Annotated in this window: 15 protein-coding genes; 4 read left to right on the top strand and 11 right to left on the bottom strand. The window is 47.8% G+C overall.

What is annotated here, in order from left to right; genetic code table 11:
• The first annotated feature begins 108 nt into the window (after window positions 1–108).
• On the top strand, window positions 109–1,938 hold the full coding sequence (locus WH45_RS13035; protein WP_046214850.1) for an Rqc2 family fibronectin-binding protein: 1,830 nt from the start codon (window positions 109–111) through the stop codon (window positions 1,936–1,938).
• Between the two features lie 200 nt (window positions 1,939–2,138).
• On the opposite strand, the gene WH45_RS13030 is transcribed toward WH45_RS13035, so the two are convergent.
• The 6 genes from WH45_RS13030 to WH45_RS13005 all read right to left on the bottom strand — a co-directional run bounded on the left by WH45_RS13030 (window position 2,139) and on the right by WH45_RS13005 (window position 7,063).
• Window positions 2,139–3,014, bottom strand: coding sequence for a PHP domain-containing protein (locus WH45_RS13030; RefSeq protein WP_046214849.1), 876 nt, complete (start codon window positions 3,012–3,014; stop codon window positions 2,139–2,141).
• A gap of 38 nt (window positions 3,015–3,052) precedes the next feature.
• Window positions 3,053–3,955, bottom strand: coding sequence for a selenium metabolism-associated LysR family transcriptional regulator (locus WH45_RS13025; RefSeq protein WP_046214848.1), 903 nt, complete (start codon window positions 3,953–3,955; stop codon window positions 3,053–3,055).
• 164 nt (window positions 3,956–4,119) lie between these two features.
• On the bottom strand, window positions 4,120–4,557 hold the full coding sequence (locus tag WH45_RS13020; protein WP_046214847.1) for a hypothetical protein: 438 nt from the start codon (window positions 4,555–4,557) through the stop codon (window positions 4,120–4,122).
• A 434-nt stretch (window positions 4,558–4,991) separates the two neighbouring features.
• Window positions 4,992–5,255 (bottom strand): YlbG family protein, encoded by a 264-nt coding sequence (locus tag WH45_RS13015; RefSeq protein WP_046215162.1) that lies wholly within the window; start codon window positions 5,253–5,255, stop codon window positions 4,992–4,994.
• A 28-nt stretch (window positions 5,256–5,283) separates the two neighbouring features.
• Window positions 5,284–5,727 carry a YlbF/YmcA family competence regulator gene (locus WH45_RS13010; RefSeq protein WP_046214846.1) on the bottom strand — a complete coding sequence of 148 codons (444 nt, stop codon included), beginning with the start codon at window positions 5,725–5,727 and terminating at the stop codon, window positions 5,284–5,286.
• 151 nt (window positions 5,728–5,878) lie between these two features.
• Window positions 5,879–7,063 (bottom strand): M20 metallopeptidase family protein, encoded by a 1,185-nt coding sequence (locus WH45_RS13005; protein WP_046214845.1) that lies wholly within the window; start codon window positions 7,061–7,063, stop codon window positions 5,879–5,881.
• A 407-nt stretch (window positions 7,064–7,470) separates the two neighbouring features.
• On the opposite strand from WH45_RS13005, the gene ftsW reads away from it, so the two are divergent.
• Window positions 7,471–8,706 carry a putative lipid II flippase FtsW gene (ftsW, locus tag WH45_RS13000; protein WP_046215161.1) on the top strand — a complete coding sequence of 412 codons (1,236 nt, stop codon included), beginning with the start codon at window positions 7,471–7,473 and terminating at the stop codon, window positions 8,704–8,706.
• A gap of 85 nt (window positions 8,707–8,791) precedes the next feature.
• Here the strand turns inward: ftsW and WH45_RS12995 are convergent, their stop codons facing one another.
• The gene (locus WH45_RS12995; RefSeq protein WP_046214844.1) at window positions 8,792–9,184 is read right to left on the bottom strand and encodes an Asp23/Gls24 family envelope stress response protein; all 393 of its coding nucleotides are present in this window, start codon (window positions 9,182–9,184) and stop codon (window positions 8,792–8,794) included.
• A gap of 420 nt (window positions 9,185–9,604) precedes the next feature.
• On the opposite strand from WH45_RS12995, the gene cax reads away from it, so the two are divergent.
• Complete coding sequence (cax, locus tag WH45_RS12990) at window positions 9,605–10,666, top strand: calcium/proton exchanger (RefSeq protein ID WP_046214843.1); 1,062 nt, start codon at window positions 9,605–9,607, stop codon at window positions 10,664–10,666.
• 200 nt (window positions 10,667–10,866) lie between these two features.
• On the opposite strand, the gene WH45_RS12985 is transcribed toward cax, so the two are convergent.
• The 4 genes from WH45_RS12985 to WH45_RS12970 form a co-directional block, all read right to left on the bottom strand.
• Entirely contained in the window at window positions 10,867–11,166 is a 300-nt protein-coding gene (locus tag WH45_RS12985) for an Fpa/YlaN family protein (RefSeq protein WP_017814671.1), read from the bottom strand.
• 252 nt (window positions 11,167–11,418) lie between these two features.
• A complete protein-coding gene (locus WH45_RS12980) occupies window positions 11,419–11,673 on the bottom strand; it encodes an HPr family phosphocarrier protein (protein ID WP_046214842.1) in 255 nt (84 codons plus the stop codon).
• 234 nt (window positions 11,674–11,907) lie between these two features.
• Window positions 11,908–13,023 carry an aminopeptidase gene (locus WH45_RS12975; RefSeq protein ID WP_046214841.1) on the bottom strand — a complete coding sequence of 372 codons (1,116 nt, stop codon included), beginning with the start codon at window positions 13,021–13,023 and terminating at the stop codon, window positions 11,908–11,910.
• 153 nt (window positions 13,024–13,176) lie between these two features.
• Window positions 13,177–15,159, bottom strand: coding sequence for a diguanylate cyclase (locus WH45_RS12970; protein WP_046214840.1), 1,983 nt, complete (start codon window positions 15,157–15,159; stop codon window positions 13,177–13,179).
• Window positions 15,160–15,553: 394 nt separating this feature from the next.
• Between WH45_RS12970 and rpsD the strand changes: the two genes are divergently transcribed.
• Window positions 15,554–16,153, top strand: coding sequence for a 30S ribosomal protein S4 (gene rpsD / locus WH45_RS12965; RefSeq protein WP_046214839.1), 600 nt, complete (start codon window positions 15,554–15,556; stop codon window positions 16,151–16,153).
• The last annotated feature ends 139 nt before the right edge of the window (window positions 16,154–16,292 follow it).

Raw genomic sequence — 16,292 nt, 5'->3', positions numbered from 1 at the left:
ATAGGTGTATTGTAGTACGAATGACAACCTAATTTTACGTTGTATAAATTACTTTTTTATTGGATAGCGCGTTTGATTAAGCTTAGACGCTAAAGGAGAATAAACGACATGGCACTTGATGGTATTGTAACCCGCGCGATTGTCCAGGATCTGCAGATTCTGGTCGGGTCGCGTATTAATAAGATTTATCAGCCTACAGATAGTGATATAGTTTTTCAAATCCGGGCACAGCGGGAGAATCGCAAATTGCTGCTCAGCGCGAATCCAACGTATCCGCGCGTACAGTTTACCGAACAGTCCTTTATGAATCCACAGGAAGCGCCCATGTTCTGCATGCTGCTGCGCAAGCATTGTGAAAGCGGGATTATCGAAGCGATCGAACAGGTCGGCATGGAGCGCATTATTCATTTCCAGATTCGCCAGCGCGATGAGCTCGGCGATGTATCGGTTAAACGGATTATCGTCGAATTGATGGGACGACACAGCAATCTGATTCTGCTGGATCCCTCCAGCAATACGATTATCGATGGTATTCAACACGTTACTCCAGCGATCAGCAGCTACCGGGTGATCATGCCCGGCTTCAGCTATCAGGAACCGCCGCAGCAGAACAAGCTGAATCCGCTGGAAACGGACCGGGAGCAGTTTATGACGGGGTATGAATCTCATACGGACACGCCTGCCCGCTTCATTCTCGATGCCTTTACAGGTATCAGTCCGCTGATTGCCAGTGAAATTGTAAATCGCACGCTCAGCGGCAGTACGAACTCTGCCAAATCAGATTCCTCAGCAGATACCGCTCCGGCCAGCAGTGGTGTACAGACTGAGCCGGGTTCGTCAGAGCACTCGAACGCTTACAAGTCTCTTGATGCGGAAGCTCTGTGGACAACCTTCGATACCCTGATGGAGCAGGTACGTCAGGGAGAATTCCATCCGGTGAGCGGACTCAATGCCAAAGGCAAACTTATTTTCTCGGCAGTACCGCTCACGCTGATCCAGGATGAAGAAAAGCATTACGCATCGATGAGTGAATGTATTGAAGCCTATTATGGAAATAAGGCAGAACGCGACACCGTCAAGCAGAAAACAAGCGATCTGCTTCGTTTCCTGCAAAATGAGCGCAGCAAAAATATCAAAAAGCTCGACAACCTGCGCAAAGATCAGCTGGAAGCCGATGATGCCGAGAAATACCGGATTCAAGGTGAACTGCTGTTCGCTTCCCTGCATCAGATCAACAAAGGCGACAAGGAAGTCGAGCTGATCAATTTCTATGATGAAGAGCAGCGTCCGATCAAGATTCAGCTCGATCCGCAGCTCTCCCCTTCCGACAATGCCCAGCGTTATTTCAAAAAGTATAACAAATACAAAAACAGTCTTGCCGTTATCGAAGAGCAGCTGACCCGCACCCATGAGGAAATCGCCTATCTGGATTCCCTTTTGCAGCAGCTGCAAAGTGCGGCACTGCAGGATATCGATGAGATCCGCGAGGAACTGGCCGAGCAGGGATATGTACGCAACCGCAACAAAAAGAACAAAAAGAAAAAGAAAGACAATCGCCCTACCCTGCACATTTATACGTCCAGTGAAGGCATCGAAATGTATGTGGGTAAAAATAACCTGCAAAACGAATACATTACCAATAAAATGGCAAATAATAATGATACCTGGCTGCATACGAAGGATATCCCCGGCTCGCACGTCGTTATCCGCAGCAGCGAGTTTGGTGATGCCACACTGGCCGAAGCGGCTCAGCTCGCGGCTTACTTTAGCCAGGCCAAGGAATCGAGCAGCGTGCCGGTCGATTATACCCAGATCCGCCATGTGCACAAGCCAAGCGGCTCCAAGCCGGGCTTTGTCATTTACGATCATCAGACGACCCTGTTCATCACCCCCGAAGAAGATGTGATCAAGCGTCTGAGCAGCACGATCAAAATGTAATCACTCATTCCGGCAGTCCATTTCTGTATTTACAGCTGAATAGTATGATTGCCTAACCCATACTAATGTGTATACAAAAAGCGTTCCTAGCGTCTGTTTTCGACGTGAAGGAACGCTTTTTTTGTATGCATGTATTTACCATTTTGCGTACATGTATTTGCCACATTGCCGTATAGGTGTATGTTTATTGATCTGCAGCTCTATACCTGGCTCGAAGCCCGCTCAAGCAGCTGGGTCAGCACATCTGCCGGCACTCGTTTGCCACCAAGCGGACCGTGAAACACCTTGCCCTGACGCTCACCATGATAATCCGAGCCCCCGGTAACGATTAACGAGCGCTGCTCTGCCAGCTTCAGATAACGCTGTTCATCTTCGGGAGAATGGTCCGAATGATATACTTCCAGTCCGGCCAGTTCGCTCTCATCCAGTATACGGGCGACCAGATCATCGTCTCCATAAATTCCCGGATGGGCCATGACCGGTACACCACCCGCCTCGATAATCCACTGTGCTGCTTCATGCGGACGAATACGCGGCGGAGACACATAGGCGGCTGCATCCTGAGCCAGATATTTGTTAAATGCATCACGCATGTCTTCGGCATATCCTTTGGCTACGAGCGTATCCGCCATATGAGGTCGTCCGATACTCTCATCCGGCAGCAGTTCGCGTCCCAGCTGCTTCAGCACATCGCCCATCGTAATCTCTACTCCAAGTTCACGCAGCTTTGCCAGAATCATCTCGTTGCGCGTGTCCCTGATCCGGCGAAGCCCGGCCAGCCTGTCCAGAAAAACAGCATCTTCGATATTCATGTAATAGCCGAGAATATGAATATCCTTGCCGTCTTCCATCGTACTGATTTCCACTCCCGGCACAACAGTCACTCCATGCTGTTCACCGGCTGCCAGCGCTTCCGCCACACCGGTCACGGTATCATGATCGGTAATGGCGAGTGCGGTCAGCCCGGCTTCCGCAGCCAGCTGCACATTTTCAGCCGGGGTATTCATTCCATCCGAAGCCTGTGTATGGCTATGCAGGTCGGCATAGCCCAGATAGATAGAGTCTGTATGATTCATATGATCTCACTCCTGCCTGTTGATTTTTTAACTATCGTCTAGGTTAGTGAATATTCCTGCAAAAACTGCAAAAAGGCAATCGATGGTATGCTCAGCAGCGTTGATTTGAGATGTATCGAATAGAATTGTCTCTGAAAAGATACACCCTCAATATCCAGCACCTTGAGCAGGCCCAGTGCCACTTCATGCTTGACCGAAGACGGAGACAGAATCGTAATGCCAAGGCCCGCTTCTACGGCTGATTTGACGGCTCCGGTGCTGCCCAGCTCCATTACGGTATTGATCCGATCCAGATCCATATGATGACGAATAAATTCTTCCTCCATCACCTGTCTTGTACCCGATCCTTTCTCCCGAAGCACAAACGAATAATTCAGCACATCCTCCAGTGTAATCTTCTCCAGGCTCTCCAGCGGATGTCCGGCAGGCACAATCAGCTTTAGTTCATCCTGCATCACCGGCTTGATTGTCATATCCGGATGCTCCACCGGCGCCTCGATCAGCCCAAAGTCCAGCTGATTGCGGCTAATTTCATCCAGAATCTGTGTTGTGTTCATCACTTTCAGCATAATCTTCATGTCGGGATAGCGCTGGCCGAGCGGCACGAGCAGCCGGGGCAGTACATATTCGCCAATCGTATTGCTGGCGCCCAGCAGCAGCCTCCCAGCCATATTGTCGGTAAAACGGGACATCGCCGCATCGGTCTCCCGCATCAGCTCAATCCCCCGGCGGGCAAAAGGCATAAGCGCATGCCCTGCTTCAGACAGCTCGATTCGTTTGGTCGTACGGTTAAACAGTTTGGTTCCGAAATGTTCCTCCAGTGATTGTACCTGCATAGTCACTGCAGGCTGGGTCATATACAGCGCCTGGGCTGCTGCCGAGAAGCTTCCACGCTCGGCCACCGTATAAAATATATGTAACTGATGAAAGTTAAAAGCCAATGCCGTTTCCCTCCTTGGTCGTACCTTAATTGTACCGCAAAAAAAGCCCATAACAAAAGAGCCTGCGATTGCAGGCTCTTGGAGTCCGTACCATTATGGGCAGCCCACTGATCCGCTCGGGAGCGGCAGGTGGGCCATCGTTTGAATGTACCTGTAAAGTGCTGTTATTTGCGTTTGCGGCTATTTTTGATGAGTGTCATGCGGCGAGAGTGTCTCAACCATGAATAATAAGACTTCAGATCACGGAGCTCGATCGTTTCGGACATTTTGCCGAGGAAGGTAACGACGATCATTTTGTGAAGCGGATTGCCTGCAAGATCATACTCACCGGGTAGTTCAGCAAATTCCGCGACAACGACCACATCTTCATCAATCAGATACACATCTTCTTCTTTACGGTAATAGGAAATGATGCGATCCTGTTTGAGGCTATCCCACATAAAGGCAGCGATATCCTCTGTCGGAGTATCTGCTTTGGCGATTCGGTCATTATAACGACTGATAGCATGATGGGTAATTACCACATCTGCTACTTTTTTCTCACCCAGTGCAACGTGAAATGGTTCATAAGTACTCCAGCGCTCCATTACTTTGTCTCTCATTATAATTATTCACTCCCCATCTTCACAGGTCTTTCCGCCTAAGTATTATTGCCTATTGATTATAAATAAATAAATCCAAAGACCTAAAATAGGGCGAGAAAGCTACCAATTGATATATTATTTTACGGCCCAGACTACGATACGGTGTCATTTTTATCATATTAATTAACCAACTGTACTACTTCTACAGTTCTTGAGTCCCACTACAGAGTATATCGACAGTTCCTTACTCTCTTTTAACCCATAAAGTCAAAAAGTTAAAAATTATATGATATATTTTACTATTTTATACCAATTATCACCCATTTATGAAACCGCTTCTAAAAAAGAATAAAAAAAGCGACCTATTGGCCGCTGCTATATTCCGGTTGGATCTGCTGCAGCGCCCTTCAAAAGAGCGCTGCCTGCATCTCCATTATTTATAAACTGCTGAATCAGATACCGTAGAACTGCGTCTGATCCGGTACATTTTTGCTGTATTCGGTCTTGATTTCATTGCGGTAGGAACGCTCGATCTTGCGTACATAAGGCAGTCTGCGCATATTTTTCAATATATCATCCGTTTTCTCGGAATTCATATACATGACCACATACTGCATACGGCGTGAAATATAGTGTACACAACCGTACTTTTCAAGATTGCGAGCCGCTTTTACATCACTGACCCAAATAATATATCCGATCCGTTCCGGAAAAATGGCTTGTTCCTGTTCCTGGCGCGGATTGTTATCCGCCGCATCCACATGAGCCTCCACTACCGCATCCGCCTCCTTTTGGTAAAGGATCATTACTTGGAACCTTGATTGTCTCGGAGACCGAATGTGCGATCATCTCCGACATCTCATACAGCATGCGATCCAGGTTGCTCTCAGCTTCGGTGAATCTGCGAACTTCCTCAATACGCTGCATTTCCTCCTGTACCGCCTGTACTTCCTGCATCGCGGCATGATAGTTCGGATGAAAATGACCAAAACGCTGGGTTTCCTCGAAAAGCTCCTTCTTGCTGTTCAGCTTGATCACCAAGCGTTGTACTTCCGGATGAACCTGCATCCGTTCTTTCCAATATAGATAATTCGCGACTTCGATAGAATTGTTGATCATATCGCCCAAATCATAGGCGCATGTCAAGACTTCGGCCATATCAACCGTTCTGGTCTCGGTTACGCTCATGAAGTTCATCCCATTCCTGTATATAATGGACAGCAACAGTACGTGTTGATTATACGTGCTGTCCCTCTCATCATATCATAAGGAATTGGCAGATTAGAAGTCTTTTTCCAAAATCGATGGACAGCATGTTACGGATTCTGCCATAAGCAAGTTAGCACAATTCCTTTTCCGGTTCGTTCAGAAAATCTTCGACCATCGCTGCCAGAATCCGTGCGGCATTCAGCATGGAGGACTCGTCGATATCGAAGCGGGCATGGTGATGCGGATAGATGGCTCCGCTGTGCTCGTTGCCTGCTCCGACGAAGATAAAGCAGCCCGGTACCTTCTGTACATAATAGGCAAAATCCTCTGCCGGCATCATCGGCGGGGTCTGGAATACCTGTTCCCGGCCAAACAGTTCGCCAGCTACACGGAAAAAGCGATCCGTCTCGCCCGCATGATTTACCAGGGTCGGATATCCCATCATGTACTCAATATCCACCGCCGCTCCATTCAGTGCACACAGCTGACGGCTCACCTCTTCGATCCGCTGACGGATCAGCGTTCGTGTCTCTTCGTCAAAGGTACGCACCGTTCCGGTAATTCGGCAGTTCTCTGCAATAATATTTTGCGCCGTACCGCTCTGGATCGTTCCTACCGTCAATACCGCCGGATGAAGTGGGTTCACATTGCGGCTGATAATCGACTGCAGCTGGACAACCAGCTGTGCGCCGGTCAGCAGACTATCCACCGTTACATGCGGAATACCGCCGTGACCGCCCTTCCCTGTAATCTCGATAAAGAATTCATCGGTAGAAGCCATAACAGGCCCTGGAGCACTTGCCAGTGTACCTGCGGCAAATGGAGTCCACAGATGCACCCCGTAGATCGCATCCACACCTTCCATGGCGCCTGCTTCAATCATTTTGAGGGCTCCGCCGGGACAGACCTCTTCTCCCGGCTGGAAAATCAGACGCACTTCACCGCGCAGCTGCTCGCGCTGTTCACTAAAATAGCGTGCGACTGCCAGCAGTCCCGATGTATGGCCATCATGACCGCAGGCGTGCATCACACCCGGAACCTGTGAAGCATACTCGCAATCTTTCTCATCCTGGATCGGAAGAGCGTCCATATCTGCGCGCAGCGCTACGGTACGGCCCGGCAGACTGCCCCGGATGATCCCCACCACTCCGGTATCTCCTACGCCGGCCTGTGTCTCTACACCAAAAGAACGCAGTCGCTCAGCGATAAATTCCATTGTCTGATGTTCCTGATAAGACAGCTCCGGATGCCGGTGAAGATGCCGCCGCCATTCTACCATCTCCGGATATAATGCTTTCCAGTTGTAATCCCCCATCTGCAATTCCATCCCTTCGCTTTATAATGAATTTGGCCATGTGTATATGTTTCAATTGTATAAAGCAGGTTAAATAATTGGTTAGGCATTATTTTGAAGCAAAAAGGATCTTTTGTAAAATGCATTTCTCCATACTCTTCCAAAAGCAAGCAAAAGCTTGCACCTGCTTTTAAAACGTACTATCATGAAAGATAAACTTAACATAATTAAATGCTTTTATTTCAAAAGGAGGATTTGTGCATGATGAAAAATTGTCTGAACACAGACAACCGTGCTGCAGATTTGTACATATCCGTTCCATTACCGGGGATACATGAATGAATAAAATAAGACAAACTACATCGAGATCTTCCACCAACCAGAGTATTGCAGACCGTTACCGTTCCAAAAATTCCAATGTTCGCAATATGCCCAGACCTTCACAGTCACCTCCCAAAGTGATCAAAAAGGGCGCACCCGATTTTCAATTGCTCGTCCTGACTTTTGTGCTGATCGGCTTTGGGATTCTGATGGTATTCAGTGCCAGCTCGAGTCTTGCACTGACCAATGCCAATTACAATAATGATGCACTCTATTTTACGAAGCGTCATATTATATTCGCCATTATTGGCACGATAGCGATGTTCTTCGCCATGAAGGCCCACTACAGCAAATACAAAAAATGGTTTGCACCTTTTTTTCTCGTGACACTTGTGCTGCTGCTGGCCGTTCTGGTTTTTGGTGTCCATTTGAACGGTGCCCGAAGCTGGATTCATCTTCCCGGCGGTGCTTCCATTCAGCCAGCGGAATTTGCCAAGCTGGCCGTTATCCTTTACCTCTCGGCATTGATTGCCAAGAAAGGCGACAGACTGCGGGATCTGCGTACCGGCTACATTCCGGTAATGCTGATTGTCGGACTGGTCGCCGGACTGATCATGCTGCAGCCTGACCTTGGTTCATGTATGATTCTCGTGGCAACAGCCGGACTGATCATTTATGTGGGCGGAGCCAGTATGAAGCATATTCTGGCGTCTGTTATGCTGCTTGCGCTGGGAGCGGCCATCGTATTCGGGATCAACTCCCTGTTCGAAAAGGATGAACCGACCAAGGGCAATTACAGAGCTGACCGGATTCAGGCTTACATTGACCCCTTCAAGGATGAAAGGGGCAGCGGTTATAACATGATTCAGTCCCTTACCGCGATCGGCGAAGGCGGTGTGACCGGTGCCGGCTTCGGTAAAAGTATCCAAAAGCTGCATTATCTGCCCAATCCATATAATGACTTTATTTTTGCCATTATCGGTGAGGAATTTGGGTTGATCGGCACGGTGCTGTTCCTGCTGGTATATGCCTACTTTATCTGGCGAGGCATTATCATTTCACTGAGGTGTCCGGATATTTTCGGTACGCTGGCCGGTGTTGGTATTATGGGGCTGTTTGCGATCCAGGCCTTTATCAATATCGGCGGCGTCACCAAGACGATCCCGCTGACCGGTGTACCACTGCCATTTATCAGCTATGGTGGTACGTCACTCGTGATCATGATGCTGAGTATGGGCATTATGCTCAGTATCTCGCGCGAGACCAACCGTGCACTTGCTGAAAAGCAGGAGTCCGGCAATGGCTATACACGCCGTCAGTCCGTCTCCATGCGCATGAAATAAAAAACGAATAAACCATATAAAAAACGGCGGGGAATTCCCCGCCGTTTTTGTATGTGCAATCGTAGTATGCTGTTGTAAGGTCTGATTATGATCTGGAACGAACTGGCGGCTCGGTCTCGATCATGTCATCCTTGAAGGCTACGCCTTCTACTTTGACATTTACTTCAACCACTTTGAGACCGGTCAGGTTCTCTACTGCTTCACGCACATTTTGCTGGAGCATACGACATACCTCATGAATCGGAGTTTCGTACAGTACAATAATCCGCAGATCAATCGCTGCCTCACTTTGTCCGACTTCAACTGTTACCCCTTTTTGCACATTTTTACCGCTTAGACGTTTGGCGAATCCTTCGGATAACCCGCCGGACATAGCAGCAATGCCTGGTGTCTCCAGTGCGGCCATGCCCGCCACTTTTGCTACGACGTCATCGGCAATTTTGATTGTGCCCATCTCCAACTGTAATGATTCGGTCATGTCCATCCTCCTCCAAAGCTTGCATCCCTGTTCGCAGTATTACGGCATGGATGCAACTAACCATAATGTTTACCTCTCTATTTTATTGCATATTGCCCAGATATTCAAAAACAATATTTATACCCGCTGTTTGCGGCTCTGAAACGTTCGTTCACTTTCGTTTACATTTGCATTTATTTTGGGTATATTGTTAAAGAATTTACATAGTTAGTATGATGTCCTTCCTATGTTCATACCCATATGGCTGCAATCGGGTCACTGTCATATGTTGTGAATGATTGGTTAATGAATAGGAAGATTATGCCGTACGGTACACCGTCAGAGTACGGCAGCCCTGTTCATCCCATCATTTCTTTTCACGGAAGCATCAGCAGTATGTAGAACATCAAAAAGAAACCTATTCAAAAGTGAGGTGGCACAATGAAAAAAAATCTATCAACCATTCTGCTTATTATTTTCTTCATACTCAGTGCAGTCGCTCATTATGCCCATCTGAATCCGATTCTCCAGTTTATCGTATCGGCGATTGCCGTTATACTGGTAGCCGGATTCCTCGGACGTGCGACAGAGAACGTGGCACACTATGCAGGACAGCGGCTGGGCGGCTTCCTGAATGCCACATTCGGCAATGCGGCAGAACTGATCATCGCGATCATGCTGCTGCGTGAAGGACTGTATGATATGGTCAAAGCCAGTCTGACCGGTTCCATTATCGGGAACCTGCTGCTGGTACTCGGTCTCAGTATTTTCGCGGGTGGTGTGAAGTTCAAAGTACAGAACTTCAACATCTCCCTCGCCGGCATGAACGGCTCGCTGATGATTGTGGCAGTGATCGCCCTGTTCGTACCGGCGCTGTTCCTGAACACTCACTCCATCACCAGCACCGAGGTGGATACGCTCAGTCTCATTGTTGCCGGGCTGTTGATCCTGTCCTATATCGCCTGGCTGGTCTTCTCCATGTTCACCCACAAGGCTTATCTCGCGGATGTAGCCAGTGAAGGCGGAGATGAACACGAGTCACCGGACTGGAGCAAAGGCAGATCCATTCTCTATCTCGTTATCGCAACCGTGATGACGGCATTTGTCAGTGAATGGCTGGTCGGCACACTGGAGACCTTTACCGAAGACTTTGGCTTCAGTGAACTGTTCGTCGGTGCGTTTGTGGTTGCTATCATCGGTAATGCAGCTGAACACAGTGCAGCGATCATGCTCGCCATGAAAAACAAAATCGGTGCTTCTGTCGAAATCGCAGTCGGCAGCAGTCTCCAGATTGCTCTGTTCGTAGCACCTGTACTGATCTTTATAAGCTTCTTCCTGGGCAATACGATGGATATCGTCTTCACGACGCTGGAGCTGGTAGCCATTATGGTATCGGTCTTTATCGCCAAGTCGATTATCCAGGACGGTTCGACCAACTGGTATGAAGGTACCCTGCTGCTCGTCGTCTATATCATTCTTGGTGTATCCTTCTATCTCGTCTAGAAAGTAAGATACACCTGCAACATTGACTCCATCTGCTGCTCTACATAGCCAGCGGATGGGGTCTTTTCCCGTTCGGACCGCAAATGGATAATACGGCAGATCGATAGTATGTATCGTACTCTCGCGATATCCTTTTTTTACAGCAAAAAATGCCTGTACCCCATAATGAGGTACAGGCATTTCTATGTCATTCAAGTCTGCTACTCTGCAGACTGTGTCTTATTATTCATCGCTTCATACAATACGGATAAATTGCGCTCCAGATTACTGATGAGCTGCTTGCCTACAGGATCCGACACCAGACCAGCACGTACAGCAAAATCCACTTCTTTGGAAAAGCCGTATACCTGGGTATCCAGCACTTCCTCATAGAGAGGACAGTAACGGGTATCCAAATTCTCCATCTGGATTTCAATCAATTTTTCAATTTTATGTGCATCTTCTTGAAGAAGATTTAATGCTTTTATATTCAACTGCTCTTGCAAATCAGATGAAGTCATGTTCTTCCCCCCCATGTTCAAGAACTCTCGGCCATTACTATTCTTAATATTAGACGAAATTGGAGGGCAATACAAGAACCTCCCTGTAAATCGGGCGGAAATACCTTATATTTAAAATATCGTTCCCCGCTGCCCGGTAATCCTTCCATTTTCTGCATATTTGCAGGGTAATGAACTGCAAAAAGTCATGCCTTATGCTATGAAAAAGCCAAAAATGCTACCGTCATGCAGACGGCAGCATCCCTGATTTTTTTACTTATCTGCAACTTTGACACTCAGACCATGCTTTTCAAAAGCAGCGACAACCGCCGCTCTTGCGGCTTCTTCATCCGGTCCGTGTACGTGCAGCTCATATTCGTGATTGGCTACCAGCGTAGTGAACAGTCCCAGGATACTTTTGACATCGATGAACTTTGTCTCATATTGCAGTACGATTGAAGAAGTGTACTGACCCGCAGTTTGTGCAATCTCCACTACTGCTGCATTATTCGTATTACTGGTTGCCATGAGAACCCCTCCTACTTTTGCTTTGAATTTCACTAAACCTCGTTTTCCCTTACATCATAAATGAATACGCTTTCTTATGCAACTTCTTTCTTAGGTCCGTTTTCAGAGAAAAAGAGGTTATATCGTGAAGTCGCCTATCAGGCGCCCTATCCATATATAACCTCTTTTTGCCTATTTGATCAAGCTATGAATAACAGTATTTTGCAGACGTACTGTAATGTCTGCGAATATTGCCTATTTCAGGTTCTCGGGATTCAGTGCTTCCAGCTCAGGCAGTACGAAGATGCCGTCTTTGCGGATCAGCACATCGTCAAAGTAAATCTCGCCGCCGCCGTATTCCGGACGCTGGATAAATACCAGATCCCAGTGAATGGAAGAGCGGTTGCCGTTATCCGTTTCTTCATAAGCCTGTCCCGGCGTGAAGTGGAAACTGCCGGCAATTTTCTCGTCGAACAGAATATCGTTCATCGGATGCAGAATATGTGGATTGAAGCCAATCGCGAATTCGCCGATATAACGTGCCCCTTCATCCGAATCCAGAATATTGTTCAGTTTCTCGGTATCATTACTCGAGGCTTCCACGATCTTGCCGTTCTCAAAACGGAATGTTACCCGCTCGAAGCTGATACCGTTATACACAGTCGGGGTATTGTACGTGATCGTACCATTGACCGAATCGCGTACAGGGGCGCTGAATACTTCACCATCGGGAATATTGCGCTGACCGGAGCATTTTTTGGCACCGATATCCTTGATGGAAAAGGCAAGATCGGTGTCTTTGCCGACCAGACGCACTTTATCCGTACGCTCCATAAGCGCCTGCAGCGCGTCCTGAGCTTTATCCATTTTGGCGTAATCCAGGTTGCAGACATCAAAGTAGAAGTCTTCAAAAGCTTCTGTACTCATGCCAGCCAGCTGTGCCATGCTCGCATTCGGATAACGCAGTACGACCCATTTGGTGTGCTTCACACGCTGTTCGCTATGTACCGTGTGCTGATAGAGTCGGTTGTACATTTTGATCTTCTCTTCCGGCACGTCGGCCAGATCGTTGATGTTATCGCCGGCACGAATACCGATGTAACCCTGCATTTGCTTCATGCGCTCCAGATCAAGTGCAGCCCATGCGGCCAGACCTTCCTCGGTTGCATTCATCAGCATGGCACGCTGCACTTTGCGGTCGGTCAGCTGTACAAATACATTCCCGCCTCTGGCGCCCACCTCATGGATAACTGCATTTAACAGATCACGCTCGCTGCCGATCATTTCGACCAGTACATTCTCGCCTGGCTGTACATCAATGGAATACTGTACCAGATTTCTGGCGAGCACTTTTATTCTAGGATCCTGCATTGTCTCGTCCCCTTTTCCAACTGTTTTTGAACAACGGTTAATTATTCAAAAAACAGTGTACCATGAGCACCCATTTTTTGTCCTCTGCAAAAAAGCACAGCCGGTCCTCCCTCAAGGGTAACCCGCTGTGCTGCTTATATGCTTGAAATGGGCTCAGGAGCGCATATCCGCATCCATTCGAATCTGATTGCGTCCATTATGCTTGGCCTGATATAAAGCCATATCAGCCCGATAAAACAGGGACTCTACACTGACATCCTTGTCCTTCCAGTTCCAGTCGGAGACTCCGCCGGATACGGTTACTCGCGGATCGGTTTCTGCACTTACCGTTTTCCGGATATTTTCCGCAATATGATAAGCACGACTTTTATCTACCTGTGGAAAATAGACTGCGAGTTCTTCGCCGCCCCATCGGGCAGCAATATCGCCTTCACGGATAAGCCGCTGAATAATCTGGCTCACCTGCTTGAGGATCTCATCACCTACCTGATGTCCATAGGTGTCATTGACCACTTTGAATTTATCGATATCGACCATCAGCAGCGATCCGCTGTAGGTAGCACTCTGATAATTGCTGATGGAGTCATCCAGATACCTGCGCTGGTACAGTCCGGTCAGAGCATCCCGGCTTGCCATCCGCTGCACTTCCGAATGAAGCGCAGCATTGGATACGGACAATCCGATATGGGTAGTGATCACCTGCAGCAATTTGAAATTATCATAGGAGAAATAGTGGCGCTGCGGATGTCCCAGATAGATGGCTCCATTCACTTCACCGCTGCTCATCAGCGGCGAGGCAATCATCGAGTTGGAAGCAGTTGCCTTCATGAATATGGATTCATTGCCTGGATCGCCGCAGTAATCGGACATCATAATCGGCTCTCTGTTCCGGTAAATAAGGCCTGTATAACCTTCGTCTTTGCCGACCGAACCGCCTTCCAGAGCCGGAACGTTCCCGGATACCACCTCAAACCGATCTGTTTTCGGATTCAGATACAGCACAATCACATGCTCTGCCTTGAACACTTTCAGCAGCTCTCCCACTGCAAATTCAAATATTTCCTCCAGTTTCAGACTCTGGTTCAGCCGCTGGGTAATATTGTTGATCAGACGCAGATCTTCGTTGAGCAGCTGGGACTGTTCATACAGTCTCGCATTTTCAAAAGTACGACCTGCCGCTTCGGAAATAACAACCAGCAGCTCCATATCTTCTTCCTCCAGCGGATAATCCGAAACGACATGAAAGACACCATAGATGCCCTGCTTGCCCATTAGAGGAATCGCAGCCTCCATCCTATCCGAAACTCCATCTGTGCCCGGATGAACAGTTACCGATACCTCACCTGTAGAAAAAGTCCGTACGCGCATATCATCCAGCGAAGATTGCAGCATGAGCGGCTTGACGCGCGGATTAAGATTCTGATCCCCCTGGGATACCAGCAGTTCAAAACGCACCAACGGATACATCTGATCCACAATGGCAAACATTTCCGTAATGATCGCATCTACTTCGAATTTGTCATACATACGCTGAATAATATGAAACAGCACGGTACGACGCTGGGCTTCGCGCTCCATGACCGTCTGCGAGCTCAACATATCCGCAACAAACGTATATTCAAACCGTTTGTAAAACAAGGATTTGTAATGCAGCCCAAGCATCTCCAGATCATCGGCTGTAATTGGATCTGCTGCCGGAGCAATACAGCCGAGCAGCACGAACAATGTGCCGCTCGTGCGAGTATAAAGAGGAATCGTTATTACTTCTTGATAAGCCGTCTCGATCTGTTCCATGGAAGGATTATCCGCTGTATCCGGATGCAAATGATGATGGCTCACTATCTGCTGGATCAGGGACTCCTGTCCGGGCAGCAGGCCGATTCCTCCTATATACTTGCGTTCATGATTCAGCAGAAACCAGGCTGAATGCCGGACTTTATGAATAGAGCGATTTTGTTCATACCAGTCTTTGAGAGATTCCTCAAGCAGTGCCTCAATATGCAGAAAATCAGATTCGCTGATATCCGCCTTTTGCAGCCAGAATGTGTCATCCGTGACAGGCACTACAGGATAGGAGGTATGCCCGGCTTCAGCGCGCCAGCTCTGTGCTGACGAATTCTTTGTATGGTCTGGCATAAAATCCTCCTCTTGATACGGCATATTCGGCCGGTGAATTTGAAATATGAATTATTTTCATTTTACAAGCTGTCCTCGCGGATTGCACGTATAATTGCAAACGTAGAAAACACAAAAATTCTCATTGATTATTGCGTGAAAATGATTGACTTTATGATTGTGTTCAAGCTATAATTTATTCTTGATGAAGAATGGATAGATTCTGATTTGGGCGTAACGTTGTTTCACCCTCACGCTTATGGTTGCTGACAAGACTGCGGCTGAACATTCCTGTCAGTAGTGTGGTTTTCTATCCTGCCTCACGACAAATCATAAGCGGCAACTTGAATCAAAGACCCAAAGCCCCGTATTTTTATCAAAAACTATACTTTAATTACGAAGGAGCTTGCTATAAATGGCACGTTACACTGGTCCTAAATTTAAATTAAGCCGTCGCGTAGGTATTTCCCTGAGCGGCACTGGTAAAGAATTGAAACGCCCTTTCCCTCCGGGACAACACGGTCCTAACCAACGCAGAAAAATGAGCAACTACGGTATGCAGTTGCAAGAAAAACAAAAACTGCGTTTCATGTACGGTCTGGGTGAAAAACAATTCGCTACTCTGTTCGAAAGAGCACAAAAACTGCCAGGCATCGCTGGTGAGAACTTCATGTTCCTGCTGGAAAGCCGTCTGGACAACCTCGTTTACCGTATCGGCTTCGCAAACAGCCGTCCAGGTGCTCGTCAGCTGGTAGCTCACGGTCACGTGACTGTAAACGGTAAAAAAGTCGACATCGCTTCTTACTCTGTAAAACCAGGCGATGTAATCGGTCTTCGTGAAAAAAGCCGTGGCCTGACTTCTGTTAAAGAAGCTCTGGAAAACCGCACTCATCTGGTAGCTTACGTTGAGTTCAACGAAGGCGCGACAGAAGGTAAATTCATCCGTTTGCCTGAGCGTTCCGAACTGACTCAAGACATCGATGAAAGACAAATCGTTGAGTGGTACAACCGTTAATCTTAACGAATCAAAACCGCCGGAATCTCCGGCGGTTTTTTTATGCTTTCTAGTGAGTGTAATGGATATGGAGACTGTTAGTATACATCACAAATAAGGCAACCTATCTGTGTAACCACACAGGTAGGTTGCCTTATCG

This window comes from Paenibacillus wulumuqiensis, from assembly GCF_000971965.1.
Classification (GTDB): Bacteria; Bacillota; Bacilli; order Paenibacillales; family Paenibacillaceae; genus Saccharibacillus; species Saccharibacillus wulumuqiensis.
The sequence above is the reverse complement of the archived record's forward strand: the minus strand, read 5'-3'. Positions and strand labels throughout refer to the sequence as shown.

Coding starts and splice junctions, on each gene's coding strand:
- WH45_RS13035 (WP_046214850.1), top strand. CDS start 109: ATGGCACTTGATGGTATTGTAACCCGCGCGATTGTCCAGGATCTGCAG.
- WH45_RS13030 (WP_046214849.1), bottom strand. CDS start 3,014: ATGAATCATACAGACTCTATCTATCTGGGCTATGCCGACCTGCATAGC.
- WH45_RS13020 (WP_046214847.1), bottom strand. CDS start 4,557: ATGAGAGACAAAGTAATGGAGCGCTGGAGTACTTATGAACCATTTCAC.
- WH45_RS13010 (WP_046214846.1), bottom strand. CDS start 5,727: ATGAGCGTAACCGAGACCAGAACGGTTGATATGGCCGAAGTCTTGACA.
- WH45_RS13005 (WP_046214845.1), bottom strand. CDS start 7,063: ATGGGGGATTACAACTGGAAAGCATTATATCCGGAGATGGTAGAATGG.
- ftsW (WP_046215161.1), top strand. CDS start 7,471: ATGCCCAGACCTTCACAGTCACCTCCCAAAGTGATCAAAAAGGGCGCA.
- WH45_RS12995 (WP_046214844.1), bottom strand. CDS start 9,184: ATGACCGAATCATTACAGTTGGAGATGGGCACAATCAAAATTGCCGAT.
- cax (WP_046214843.1), top strand. CDS start 9,605: ATGAAAAAAAATCTATCAACCATTCTGCTTATTATTTTCTTCATACTC.
- WH45_RS12985 (WP_017814671.1), bottom strand. CDS start 11,166: ATGACTTCATCTGATTTGCAAGAGCAGTTGAATATAAAAGCATTAAAT.
- WH45_RS12980 (WP_046214842.1), bottom strand. CDS start 11,673: ATGGCAACCAGTAATACGAATAATGCAGCAGTAGTGGAGATTGCACAA.
- WH45_RS12975 (WP_046214841.1), bottom strand. CDS start 13,023: ATGCAGGATCCTAGAATAAAAGTGCTCGCCAGAAATCTGGTACAGTAT.
- WH45_RS12970 (WP_046214840.1), bottom strand. CDS start 15,159: ATGCCAGACCATACAAAGAATTCGTCAGCACAGAGCTGGCGCGCTGAA.
- rpsD (WP_046214839.1), top strand. CDS start 15,554: ATGGCACGTTACACTGGTCCTAAATTTAAATTAAGCCGTCGCGTAGGT.